Raw genomic sequence first — 12,836 nt, forward strand, 5'->3', positions numbered from 1 at the left:
GCCATGCAAGGCGCATCGCTTCGTCATCAGCCATCCGCACCCGGTCGCAAGCCGGTGCCGCGGGGTGCCAGCCGAATGGTGGCCAAAGAGCCGATGTCGGCGCGCTTGCCGAAAGCCAATTTTGGTTTTCTCAAGAGCTTGTTCTGGCCGGTGCTGCTGGTGGCGTTGGGGTTCGGCACCTATGAAGGCGCGCAACGGTTGCTGCCTTATGCCGACCGACCGATCGCCCGGATCAACGTCCAGGGCGACCTGAGCTACATCAGTCAGCAGGCCGTGCAGCAGCGGATCGCTCCGTACGTCGCGTCGAGTTTCTTCACCATCGACCTGGCGGGCATGCGCAAAGAACTGGAGCAGATGCCTTGGATCGCCCACGCCGAAGTCCGCCGGGTGTGGCCCGACCAGGTGTCGATCCGCCTGGAAGAGCAATTGCCGGTGGCCCGTTGGGGCGACGAGTCGTTGTTGAACAACCAGGGCCAGGCGTTTACGCCGCGGGAACTGGCCAACTATGAACATTTGCCACAACTGTTCGGTCCACAGCGGGCCCAGCAGCAAGTGATGCAGCAGTACCAGGTGTTGAGCCAGATGTTGCGGCCATTGGGCTTCTCCATCGCGCGCCTGGAATTGCGTGAGCGCGGCAGTTGGTTCCTGACCACTGGCGCGGGTAGCTCGGGGCCGGGCATCGAGCTGTTGCTCGGACGCGGCAACCTGGTGGAAAAGATGCGCCGCTTCATCGCCATCTATGACAAGACGCTTAAAGAACAGATTACGAACATTGCGCGCATCGATCTGCGCTATGCCAACGGCCTGGCCGTTGGCTGGCGGGAACCTGTAGCGCCGACGACGGCCGAACCCGCCGTCGCGAAGAATTAAGAAGAGGCAGGACCCATGGCAAACGTGCAAAGCGGGAAAATGATCGTCGGTCTTGATATCGGCACTTCCAAGGTGGTGGCGCTGGTAGGCGAAGTCGCGGACGACGGCACGCTGGTCATCGTCGGGATCGGTACACACCCGTCCCGTGGCTTGAAAAAAGGCGTGGTGGTGAACATCGAGTCCACCGTGCAATCGATCCAGCGCGCCATCGAAGAGGCGCAGCTGATGGCCGGTTGCCGGATCCACTCGGCGTTCGTCGGCGTGGCGGGCAATCACATCCGCAGCCTGAACTCCCACGGCATCGTGGCGATTCGTGATCGCGAAGTCAGCTCCGCCGACCTTGAGCGCGTGCTCGACGCGGCCCAGGCCGTGGCGATCCCGGCGGACCAGCGTGTGTTGCACACCCTGCCGCAGGATTACGTGATCGATAACCAGGAAGGCGTGCGTGAGCCCCTGGGCATGTCCGGCGTGCGCCTGGAAGCCAAGGTCCACGTGGTGACCTGTGCAGTGAACGCGGCGCAGAACATCGAGAAATGCGTGCGCCGCTGCGGCCTGGAAATCGACGACATCATCCTCGAGCAACTGGCCTCGGCCTACTCGGTGCTGACCGACGACGAGAAAGAACTGGGCGTGTGCCTGGTGGACATCGGCGGCGGCACCACCGACATCGCGATCTTCACCGAAGGCGCCATTCGCCACACGGCGGTGATCCCGATTGCCGGTGACCAGGTGACCAACGACATCGCCATGGCGTTGCGTACCCCGACCCAGTACGCCGAGGAAATCAAGATCCGTTACGCCTGTGCCCTGGCGAAGCTGGCCGGTGCCGGCGAAACCATCAAGGTGCCAAGCGTCGGCGACCGTCCACCGCGCGAGCTGTCGCGCCAGGCCCTGGCCGAAGTGGTCGAGCCGCGTTACGACGAGCTGTTCACGCTGATCCAGGCCGAACTGCGCCGCAGTGGCTACGAAGACCTGATCCCGGCCGGCATCGTGCTGACCGGCGGTACGTCGAAGATGGAAGGCGCGGTCGAGCTGGCCGAAGAGATTTTCCACATGCCGGTGCGCCTGGGCGTGCCCCATGGCGTCAAGGGCCTGGATGACGTGGTCCGCAACCCGATCTATTCCACTGGCGTGGGCCTGTTGATGTACGGCCTGCAGAAGCAGTCCGACGGGATTTCGTTCTCAGGCATCGGCAGCCGCGACAGCTATAGCAGCGACGAGCCGAAGGCTCCCCTGTTCGAGCGGCTCCAGGCTTGGGTCAAAGGCAACTTTTAAACAGTTTCAAAGCTTCAAGCGGCAGGTTTCAGGCTTGGCGCTGGAAGACGCAGCAAACGCAGTAGGCGAAAAAACTAGAGAATGAAAGGAGAGGGAAAATGTTCGAACTCGTAGACAACATCCCCGCTAGCCCGGTTATCAAAGTAATCGGTGTCGGCGGTGGCGGCGGCAACGCTGTCAACCACATGGTCAAGAGCAACATTGAAGGCGTTGAATTCATCTGCGCCAACACTGATGCCCAGGCGCTGAAATCCATCGGCGCGCGGACCATCCTGCAACTGGGCACTGGCGTGACCAAAGGCCTGGGCGCCGGCGCCAACCCTGAAGTCGGTCGTCAGGCCGCTCTCGAAGACCGTGAGCGTATCGCTGAAGTCCTGCAAGGCACCAACATGGTGTTCATCACCACGGGCATGGGTGGCGGTACCGGTACCGGTGCGGCGCCAATCATTGCCGAAGTGGCCAAGGAAATGGGGATCCTCACCGTTGCGGTGGTGACTCGTCCGTTCCCGTTCGAAGGCCGCAAGCGCATGCAGATCGCCGACGAAGGTATCCGTCTGCTGTCTGAAAGCGTCGACTCGTTGATCACCATCCCCAACGAGAAGCTGCTGACCATCCTCGGTAAAGACGCCAGCCTGCTGTCGGCTTTCGCCAAGGCTGACGATGTACTGGCCGGTGCCGTTCGCGGTATCTCCGACATCATCAAGCGTCCGGGCATGATCAACGTCGACTTTGCCGACGTACGGACGGTCATGAGCGAAATGGGCATGGCGATGATGGGCACTGGCTGCGCCAGCGGTCCGAACCGTGCACGCGAGGCCACCGAAGCGGCCATTCGCAACCCGTTGCTCGAAGACGTGAACCTGCAAGGTGCGCGTGGCATCCTGGTGAACATCACCGCCGGTCCTGACCTGTCCCTGGGTGAGTACTCCGACGTGGGTAGCATCATCGAAGCCTTCGCTTCCGAGCACGCGATGGTCAAGGTCGGTACCGTTATCGATCCGGACATGCGCGACGAGCTGCACGTCACCGTGGTTGCCACCGGTCTGGGCGCCAAAATCGAGAAGCCTGTGAAGGTCATCGACAACACCGTTCACACTTCCATGGCTTCGCAACCGCAACAACAAGTGTCTGCCCGTCAGGAAGCGCCTGCGGTGAACTACCGTGACCTGGACCGTCCGACCGTCATGCGCAACCAGGCCCAGGCCGGTACTGCGACTGCCGCGAAGATGAATCCGCAAGACGATCTGGATTACCTGGACATCCCGGCTTTCCTGCGTCGTCAGGCCGATTGATGAAATGTATCAGGGGGATACGGGTGATTGGTGTTCAGCAAAGGTCTGGTCTGCTATCATCGCCAGCCTTTGTTGATACCAGTTCGCAATTTGCGCTGAAGCGGCCCATGCCATGATTAAACAACGCACCCTGAAGAATATTATCCGTGCCACAGGTGTCGGCTTGCACTCCGGCGAGAAGGTCTACCTGACCCTCAAGCCCGCGCCTGTCGATACCGGCATTGTGTTTTGTCGTGCCGACCTCGACCCTGTGGTGCAGATTCCTGCTCGCGCGGAAAACGTTGGTGAAACCACTATGTCGACCACTCTGGTCAACGGTGACACCAAAGTGGATACGGTGGAGCATTTGCTCTCGGCCATGGCTGGCCTGGGCATCGATAACGCCTACGTCGAGCTCTCCGCGTCCGAAGTCCCGATCATGGATGGCAGTGCCGGACCCTTCGTATTCCTGATTCAATCGGCTGGCCTGGAAGAGCAGGACGCAGCCAAGAAGTTCATCCGCATCCTGCGGGAAGTGACCGTGGAAGACGGCGACAAGCGCGCCACTTTCGTCCCTTTCGAAGGTTTCAAGGTGAGCTTCGAGATCGATTTCGATCACCCGGTTTTCCGTGACCGCACCCAGAGTGCAAGCGTGGATTTTTCCAGCACTTCGTTCGTAAAAGAAGTCAGCCGCGCCCGTACCTTCGGTTTCATGAGTGACATCGAGTACCTGCGCAAGCACAACCTCGCACTCGGCGGCAGTGTTGAAAACGCGATCGTGGTCGATTCCGATGGTGTATTGAACGAAGACGGCCTTCGTTATGAAGACGAATTCGTCAAGCACAAGATCCTCGATGCAATCGGCGACCTCTACCTGCTGGGCAATAGCCTGATTGGTGAGTTCAAGGGCTTCAAGTCCGGCCATGCACTGAACAACCAGCTGCTGCGCAAGTTGATTGAGCAGAAAGATGCTTGGGAAGTCGTGACGTTCGAAGACGCCAGCACCGCACCAATCTCTTACATGCGCCCTGTTGCGGCCGTGTAGGCAAAAAAACCTCTCTAGTTTTTGAAGGCTGCCTTTGGGTGGCCTTTTTTTATGGCTGTTTCCTGAGGATCAGATGAGCCCTGTGGCGAGGGGATTTATCCCCGTTGGACTGCGCAGCAGTCCCACCCACTGCAACTCGGTGCGCCAGGCTGATTGAGTCGTCTGCATTGGGGCTGCTTCGCAGCCCAGCGGGGATAAATCCCCTCGCCACAGAGAGCACCCTATCCTACCCAGAGGGCATCCTATCCATGCACAGAGGGTGTCATGCCCATCGCCTTTGGGTGCTCCGGTGTCACATCGCGCAAACCACACGATTACGCCCACTGGCCTTGGCCTGGTAAAGCGCCTTGTCCGCAGCGAACAAGAGTTGTTTGAGTTCGCTGTACGGTCCCTGAGTCCAAGTGGCGATGCCGATACTGACCGTCATGGGCGCTCCTCCCTCGGACACAGATGGCAGTTGTTCGACCGCGTTGCGAATATGCTGGGCCATGGTGAAGGCGCCAGCGGTGGTGGTCTCCGGCAGCACCACCGAGAACTCCTCACCGCCATAGCGCGCCGCCAGGTCGGCGGGGCGTCGGACATGCTGGCCGATCAATTGCGCCAAGGTGCGCAGGGCCTCGTCACCCTTTTGATGACCATGGCGATCATTGAACGCCTTGAAATGATCGGCATCGATCATCAGCACAGACAACGGTTGGCCCGAACGTTGGGCGCGCAGCCATTCCTGTCGCAACGTCTCGTCCAGTGTTCGTCGATTGGCCAGTCCTGTGAGAGCGTCGATGGACGCCAGTTGGGCCAATTCCCGTTCAGCTCTGTAGCGGCGTCGCAATTCGCGGCGTAGCAGCCAGGTAAGCCAGAGCAAACCGATGCACAGCGCGCCGGTGGCACCGCTGACCAACAACGCCGTGCGTTGCCATGAGGCGAAGACCTCTTGGTAGGAGAGCGCTACCACGACAATCAATGGCAGGTCGCCCACCTGGGAAAAGGTGTAGAGCCGCTGTGTCTGATCAACACTGGAGATGCCGGTAAAACTGCCGTTACCTTCTCGCAGGATGCGTACGAAGTTCGGTCGGTTGCTGAAGTCCTTGCCGATCATGTCGTCGGCCAGGGGCGGTTCCTGGGCCAACAGAATCCCATCGCGGCTGATCAGGTTGACCGTCCCGTGGCCGATGTTCAGGCTTTTGAACAACTGGCTGAAGTAGTTCAGGCGCATTGCGGCCTCGGCCACGCCCATGAACTCACCCCGCTCGTCGCTCAGTCGATAGCTGAAACTGATGCGCCAATCGTGGGCGGCACTCCTGGAGCGGAACGGGCGACTGATCATCATGCCCAGACTCGGGTCCTGGACATGGGACTGGAAATATTCCCGGTCGGCGTAATTGCCTTTGCGCGGTTCGAGCGAGGCGGAGTCGGCGATTACATCGCCACGCTTGTCGAGCAGCAGGATGTCGCCTTTGTAGGGGGCGGCGGTGGCGCGGTCGAACAGCGCCAGATGGCGAATCGCCGGCGAAACGTCTTTCAGGTCGTCGCGTTTGGCGGCGGCGGCCAAACCTTGCAGCGACAGATCGTAGAGCTCCACGTTACGCAGCACATCGGCGTCAATCAATTGCACGATATTGGTCGCCGCACGGGTCGCCGCCTCTTGTGCGGCGGCATGTTCGCGGATCAACAGAAACGTCACGATGCTCAGGATGGCAATGACAACCAGTGAGCTGGCCACTACGAATACCCGTTCCGAACGTCTCGAAAGCGGGGTGTTGCCGGGTGTCGCACTGCGCGCGCTCATGGTTCCGATGTCTGCATTGTCATGTGGCTGGGGTCCGTCCCAAAGGGTTGCAAACCGGCAATGAACCAGATGCTGGCCTTTTGCTGATTGTGCTTGGATCAATGAGAGCGGGCAATCAGTGTTTGCGCAATAACTGGGTAGGATCTGCCGAAGGCTGCGATCTGTCGATTTTGATCGAGTTGGCTTTCGCCCAGCATTCAATGCTGGAAAGATCGAACCTTGTGAAGGCCTCAGGCTGGCAAGCGGATCCCGAACGTGTTGGCACCCTGGTCGCTGCGCACGAACACATCGCCACCGTGCATCAGTGCAATGGCCTTGACGATGGCCAGCCCCAGTCCATGGTTGGCGCCACTGTTGCTGCGCGAGGCATCGACGCGATAGAAACGTTCGAACAGGCGTGGCAAGTGCTCGCCGGCGATCGGTTCGCCGGGGTTGGTGACCGCGAGGGTGATCTGGTCGCCAAGGGCTTCGATGTGCACGTCGATCACTTGCCCGGGCGCGGTGTGTTGTACGGCGTTGCTCAGCAGGTTGATCAGCGCCCGTCGCAAGTGGGCGATCTCGATGTTGGCCTGGGCATCGCCGCTGACCCGGACCTGGACCTGGGCATCTTCCAGTATGAAGTCCAGGTAATCGAGGGTGGTCGCCACTTCGCCGGCCAGGGATGCGCTGGTCAACTTGGTGGCCTTGCTGCCTTGGTCGGCGCTGGCCAGGAACAGCATGTCGTTGATGATCGAACGCAGCCGCTCCAACTCCTCGAGATTCGATTGCAGCACTTCGAAGTAGTGTTCGGCCGAGCGTCCACGGGTCAGCGCAACCTGGGTCTGGCCGATCAGGTTGGTCAGGGGCGAGCGCAATTCATGGGCGACGTCGGCGTTGAACGATTCCAGCCGCGAGTAAGCCTGTTCGACCCGGTCGAGGGTGGCGTTGAAGGAACTGACGAACTGGCCCAGCTCCGGCGGCAAGGGCGACAGTTGCAAGCGCCCGGACAGGCGGGGCGGGGCCAGGCGTCGGGCTTCATCGGACAGCTTGATCAGCGGTTTGAGGCCGATGCGCGCGACCCAGTAGCCCAGCAACGAAGCGAGGAGCACACCGACAATCGCCAGGCTCACCAGCGCCACCAGCAGGCGATGCTGGGTCTGGTAGAAGGTCTGGGTGTCGATGCCGATCATGAAGCGCAGCGGCGGGCGTTGGTCCTTGGCCGGGAATTGGCTCACCAATACTTTCATCGGGTAGTCCCGATGGGGCAAGGTCAGGTCGCGCTTCCCCAGGGCGCCTTGGGCAAAGGCACGGATCTGTGCATCGGGAGCGCCGTATTCAAAGCGCGGATCGTCGCTGACGATCCAGAAATGGATGCGTTTGTCTTCTTCACCGAGCAGTCGCAGCTTGTTGTTGATCTTCACCCAGTGTTCAGGCGTGCCGTAGCGGCCAACGGTGGACTCCAGGACACTGTAGCGGGCATCGAGCTCGGCTTCGGGCAACAGGCCCAGGCCCTTGCCGACCTGCTGGTATAAAGCGCCACCGATCAACAGGAACACCAGCGCCGCCACCAGCGTGAACATGCCGCTCAGGCGCAGGGCGATGCTGTCAGGGACGCTCATCGCTGCGACTCTCCAGCACATAACCCATGCCGCGAATGGTGTGCAGCAACTTCTGTTCGAATGGCCCGTCGAGCTTGGCCCGCAAGCGTTTGATCGCCACTTCCACCACGTTGGCGTCACTGTCGAAGTTGATGTCCCAGACCATTTCGGCAATGGCGGTTTTCGAGAGGATTTCACCCTGGCGGCGGGCCAGGACGCTGAGCAGGGAGAACTCCTTGGCCGTCAGGTCCAGGCGCTGGCCGGCCCGTGTGGCCTTGCGGCTGATCAGGTCGATCCACAGGTCGGCGATGCTCACCTGCACCGGTTCATGGCCGCCGCTGCGGCGGGTCAGGGCTTGCAGGCGGGCCACCAGTTCGAGGAAGGAGAAAGGTTTGCCCAGGTAGTCATCGGCGCCGTCGCGCAAGCCCTTGATGCGGTCCTCGACCCGTTCCCGGGCGGTGAGCATGATCACCGGTGTCTGCTTGCGGGCGCGTAGGGCCCGCAGTACGCCGAAGCCGTCCAGGCCCGGCAGCATCACGTCGAGCACGATCACCGCATAGTCGGTTTCCAGGGCCAGGTGCAGCCCCTCGATGCCGTCCGGCGCCACGTCCACGGTATAGCCCTGTTCGGTCAGGCCGCGGTGCAGGTAGTCCGCGGTTTTTTCTTCGTCTTCGATAATCAGAACGCGCATGGCCCTGCCTCAGTGGTCTGTGCTCGCCAGCGCCGCCGTCGGCGCCGACCCTGGCTGATGGGCGGGCCGATGGAACAGTCGCTCCAGCCACAAGTATATGACCGGTGTGGTGAACAGCGTCAGCGCCTGGCTCACCAGCAGGCCGCCCACCACCGCGATGCCCAGGGGCTGGCGCAGCTCCGCGCCGGGGCCATAGCCGAGCATCAGCGGCAAGGCGCCGAGCAGGGCGGCCAGGGTGGTCATCATGATCGGCCGGAAGCGTGTCAGGCACGCCTGGAAAATCGCCTCCTGGGGCGCCAACCCTTTGTTGCGCTGGGCGTCGAGGGCGAAGTCGATCATCAGGATGCCGTTCTTCTTGACGATCCCGATCAGCAGCACCAGCCCGATCAGCGCCATGATCGAAAAATCCTGGCCCAGCAGCCAGAGCATGATCAGCGCGCCGAGACCGGCCGAGGGCAGGGTGGAGATGATCGTCAACGGGTGCACGAAGCTCTCGTAGAGCACGCCGAGGATGATGTACACGGCCACCAGCGCGGCGAGGATCAGCCATGGCTGGCTCGCCAGCGAGCTCTGGAAGGCCTGGGCCGCGCCCTGGAAATTACCGGTGATGGCGGCGGGCATGCCGATTTCGTTCTTCGCCTGGTCGAGCAGGCGCACCGCGTCTCCCAGGGCGACGCCGGGCGCCAGGTTGAACGACAGGTTGGCGGCGGGGAACATGCCGTCGTGGGCAATCGACAGCGGGCCGTTGCTCGGCGCATCGAAGCGGGCCAGGGCCGAGAGCGGCACCATTTCCCCACTCAGGGGGGAACGCAGGTAGAAATACGCCAGGCTTTCGGCCTTGCCCCGCTGCGCGGTATCGAGTTCCAGGATCACGTTGTACTGGTTGGTCTCGGTCTGGAATTCATTGATCTGCCGTTGGCCGAAGGCGTCGTACAGGGCCTGGTCGACATCGGTGGCGGTGAGGCCGAAGCGCGCTGCCGCGCTGCGGTCGATGTTGATGTGGGTGATGCTGCCGCCCAGTTGCAGGTCGTTGGAGATGTCACGGAACGCCGGGTTGCCGCGCAGCTTGTCGGTGAGTTTTTGCGTCCAGGCGTTGAGGCTCGGCCCGTCGTTGCTCTTGAGCACGTATTGATATTGGGCGCGACTGGGGCCGGAGCTGAGGTTGATGTCCTGCCCGGCCCTGAGGTACAGCACTACACCGGGGATATTCAGCAATTGCGGGCGGATTCGGTCGATGAAGCCGCTGGCCGACACGTCACGCTCGCTCCGGGGCTTGAGGGCGATCCAGAAACGGCCGTTGGCGATGGTCTGGTTATTGCCCGAAACACCGACGGAATGGGAGAAGGTCTGCACCGCCGGGTCGGCGGCGACGATGTCGGCCAGGGCCTTGTGTTTGGCGACCATGTCCGGGAACGACACATCGGCGGCGGCTTCGCTGGTGCCCAGTACCAGGCCGGTGTCCTGTACCGGAAAGAACCCCTTGGGAATGAACACGTAGCCCACCACCGCCAGTGCCAGGGTCAGGCCGAACACGCCTATCATCAGTTTTTGATGGGCCAGGGCCCGACGCAGGCCGTGCTCGTACCAGCCCAGCAGACGCTCGCCGAATCCCATCTTGCTGTGGGCATGATGTACCGGGGCACGCATGAACAGCGCGGCCAGGGTCGGTGCCAGGGTGAGCGACACCACCACCGAAATCAGAATGGTCGAGGTGGCGGTCAGGGCAAATTCCTTGAACAGGCGCCCGACCACTCCGCCCATGAACAGCAGTGGAATGAATGCCGCTACCAGCGAGAAGCTGATGGAGACCACGGTGAAACCGATCTCACCCGCTCCCTTGATCGCCGCTTCGCGCATGCCGTCGCCGGCTTCCAGATGCCGGTGGATGTTCTCCACCACCACAATCGCGTCGTCCACCACGAACCCGACCGAGATGACGATTGCCACCAGGGTCAGGTTGTTCAGGCTGAAGCCCATCACGTACATCAGGGCGAAACTGGCGATCAGCGACACCCCCAGCACCGCCGAGACAATCAGGGTTGCCGAGAGCTGGCGCAGGAACAGCGCCATCACCGCGACGACCAGCAGCACCGCGATCAGCAAGGTGATCTCCACTTCGTGCAACGAGGCGCGGATAGTCTGGGTGCGGTCGATCAGTACCTTGACCTGTATGGCAGCGGGCAGCATGGCTTGCAGGGTGGGCAGGGCCGCCTGGATGCGGTCGACGGTCTCGACGATGTTCGCCCCCGGTTGCCGGAAGATCACCAGGTTGACCCCTGGTTCGCTGTCGGACCAGGCCTGGACGTAAGCGTTTTCCGAGCCGTTGACGACCTTGGCGATGTCCTTGAGGTGAACCGGTGCGCCGTCCTTGTAGGACACGATCAGCTCACCGTACTCCTCAGGCTGGAACAGCTGGTCGTTGGTGGACAGGGTGGAAATGCTCGAATCGCCGTACAGGGCGCCCTTGGCCAGGTTGAGGCTGGCCTGCTGGAGCGCCAGGCGGATGTCCGCCAGGGTCAGGCCGATGGCGGCGAGTCGATCAGCCGAGGCCTGGACCCGGATCGCCGGACGCTGCTGGCCGGTGATGTAGATTTGTCCTACGCCGTCGATCTGGCTGATCTGGCGCGAGAGCAGGGTTTCGACGTAGTCGCTCAGCTCGGTGCCGGGCATTAGGGAGGAGCTGATGCTGAGGATCAACACCGGGCTGTCGGCGGGGTTGACCTTGCGCCAGGTCGGCAGGTTCGGCATGTCGTTGGGCAGTTTGCCGGCGGCGGTGTTGATCGCCGCCTGCACTTCCTGGGCGGCGGTGTCGATGCTTTTATCGAGGCTGAATTGCAGGATCAGGTTGGTCGAGCCCAGGGCGCTGCTGGAGGTCATCTGGGTGATGCCGGGGATGGCACTGAATTGCACTTCCAGCGGCGTCGCCACTGACGAGGCCATGGTTTCGGGACTGGCTCCAGGCAACTGCGCGTTAACCTGGATGGTCGGGAATTCGGCCTCCGGCAACGGCGCGACGGGCAGGCGAGGAAACGCGATCACGCCCAGCAGTACCAGGGCAAACGTCAGCAGCACCGTGGCGATGGGGTGGTCGATGCACCACGCTGAAACCGAGCCGCGGCCCTTCACGGTTGCGGCTCCGCAGTCTTGGCCAGGGCGGGCGGGGCACTGAGCACCTGGATGTGGCTGCCTGGCTTGAGCCGTGACTGACCATCGCTCACTAGTTGATCGCCAGCGTTCACCCCTTTGATGATGTGTATGTCGCTGTCCTGGTAAACCATGACCACCGGCACGCTCTCGACCTTGTCGCCCTTGATCCGGTACACGAAGTGTTGCTCCAGCCCGCGCTGGACCACGGAGGGAGGCACCACCAGGGCGTCCTTGTCGAGGGCGGTCTGGATCTTCAGCGTCACCAGTTGCCCGGGCCACAGCCGTTGCGCGGCGTTGTCGAATTCAGCCTTGGCCCGCAGGGTTCCGGTGTTGGCGTTGATCTGGTTGTCGATGAGGCTCAGGCGCCCCTCGCCGAGCAGTTCCCCGCTAGCGCCATCGGCACCGAGATAGGCCTTGACCAAGGCTTGCTCGGGCGCCGCGATCAAGCGTTGCAAGGTGGGCAGCATTTGCTGGGGCAGGGAGAACTCCACGGCGATCGGGTCGATCTGGGTCACCGTGAACAGGCCATCGGCGTCGCTGGTGCGCAGGAAGTTGCCTTCATCCACATTGCGAATGCCGACGCGACCGCTCACTGGGGAGCGGATCTGGGTGTAGGACAGTTGCACCTGAGCCGAGTCGATGGCCGCCTGGTTACCCTGGGCGGTGGCCTTGAGCTGGTTGACCAGCGCCTGCTGCTGGTCGTAGGTCTGCTTCGAGACGCCGTCATCGACGCTCAGCAATTTGTAGCGCTTGAGATTGACCTGGGCCACCGCCAACTGCGCCTGGCTCTCGCCGAGCTGGGCCCGGGCCTGGTCGAGGCTGGCGCGGATCGAACGATCGTCGATGGTCGCCAGCAGGTCACCTTTCTTGACCAGTTGCCCTTCCTTGACCAGCAGCCGGGTGAGGATGCCGTCGATCTGCGGCCGGATGACCACGCTGTGCAGCGACAGGACCGTACCGATGCCGCTGGCAAAGCGCGGCACATCCTTTTGCACCACGCTGACGACCCGCACCGGAACGGCGGCGGGAGCGCTGGGCTTGGCGGTCACGGGCCTGAGCACAAACCAGAGGACAAGGGCCGCCAGGGCGACCAACAGCACGACGAGCAGGACGGTTTTCTTCTGGGTGTGCATGAATATGAAGGGCCGGTTCGGGACACAGGAGTTTGAGCTTT

At 62.1% G+C, this 12,836-nt stretch carries 9 protein-coding genes; 4 read left to right on the plus strand and 5 right to left on the minus strand.

The window, feature by feature from the left end; all coding sequences use genetic code 11:
* The first annotated feature begins 3 nt into the window (after positions 1-3).
* The 4 genes from BM300_RS22775 (at position 4) to lpxC (ending at position 4,461) form a co-directional block, all read left to right on the plus strand.
* On the plus strand, positions 4-870 hold the full coding sequence (locus BM300_RS22775; protein WP_092223686.1) for a cell division protein FtsQ/DivIB: 867 nt from the start codon (positions 4-6) through the stop codon (positions 868-870).
* Positions 871-885: 15 nt separating this feature from the next.
* Positions 886-2,145, plus strand: a complete 1,260-nt coding sequence (gene ftsA / locus BM300_RS22780) for a cell division protein FtsA (protein ID WP_003205342.1) — start codon at positions 886-888, stop codon at positions 2,143-2,145.
* Between the two features lie 98 nt (positions 2,146-2,243).
* Positions 2,244-3,437, plus strand: coding sequence for a cell division protein FtsZ (gene ftsZ / locus BM300_RS22785; protein WP_063324491.1), 1,194 nt, complete (start codon positions 2,244-2,246; stop codon positions 3,435-3,437).
* Between the two features lie 112 nt (positions 3,438-3,549).
* Entirely contained in the window at positions 3,550-4,461 is a 912-nt protein-coding gene (gene lpxC / locus BM300_RS22790) for a UDP-3-O-acyl-N-acetylglucosamine deacetylase (protein WP_030139673.1), read from the plus strand.
* 292 nt (positions 4,462-4,753) lie between these two features.
* Here the strand turns inward: lpxC and BM300_RS22795 are convergent, their stop codons facing one another.
* The 5 genes from BM300_RS22795 to BM300_RS22815 all read right to left on the minus strand — a co-directional run bounded on the left by BM300_RS22795 (position 4,754) and on the right by BM300_RS22815 (position 12,795).
* Positions 4,754-6,247 (minus strand): sensor domain-containing diguanylate cyclase, encoded by a 1,494-nt coding sequence (locus BM300_RS22795; protein ID WP_092464117.1) that lies wholly within the window; start codon positions 6,245-6,247, stop codon positions 4,754-4,756.
* A 230-nt stretch (positions 6,248-6,477) separates the two neighbouring features.
* Complete coding sequence (locus tag BM300_RS22800; RefSeq protein WP_092345987.1) at positions 6,478-7,845, minus strand: heavy metal sensor histidine kinase; 1,368 nt, start codon at positions 7,843-7,845, stop codon at positions 6,478-6,480.
* Positions 7,832-8,515: a heavy metal response regulator transcription factor gene (locus BM300_RS22805; RefSeq protein WP_060740762.1), complete on the minus strand. Its 684-nt coding sequence runs from the start codon at positions 8,513-8,515 to the stop codon at positions 7,832-7,834. The genes BM300_RS22800 and BM300_RS22805 overlap by 14 nt, the downstream gene beginning before the upstream one ends.
* Before the next feature lie 9 nt (positions 8,516-8,524).
* Positions 8,525-11,641 carry a multidrug efflux RND transporter permease subunit gene (locus BM300_RS22810; protein WP_092464120.1) on the minus strand — a complete coding sequence of 1,039 codons (3,117 nt, stop codon included), beginning with the start codon at positions 11,639-11,641 and terminating at the stop codon, positions 8,525-8,527.
* Positions 11,638-12,795 carry an efflux RND transporter periplasmic adaptor subunit gene (locus BM300_RS22815; protein WP_092146837.1) on the minus strand — a complete coding sequence of 386 codons (1,158 nt, stop codon included), beginning with the start codon at positions 12,793-12,795 and terminating at the stop codon, positions 11,638-11,640. Before BM300_RS22815 ends, BM300_RS22810 begins: the two co-directional genes overlap by 4 nt.
* Between the last annotated feature and the right edge of the window lie 41 nt (positions 12,796-12,836).

The organism is Pseudomonas sp. NFACC46-3, assembly GCF_900114515.1.
Classification (GTDB): domain Bacteria; phylum Pseudomonadota; class Gammaproteobacteria; order Pseudomonadales; family Pseudomonadaceae; genus Aquipseudomonas; species Aquipseudomonas fluorescens_Q.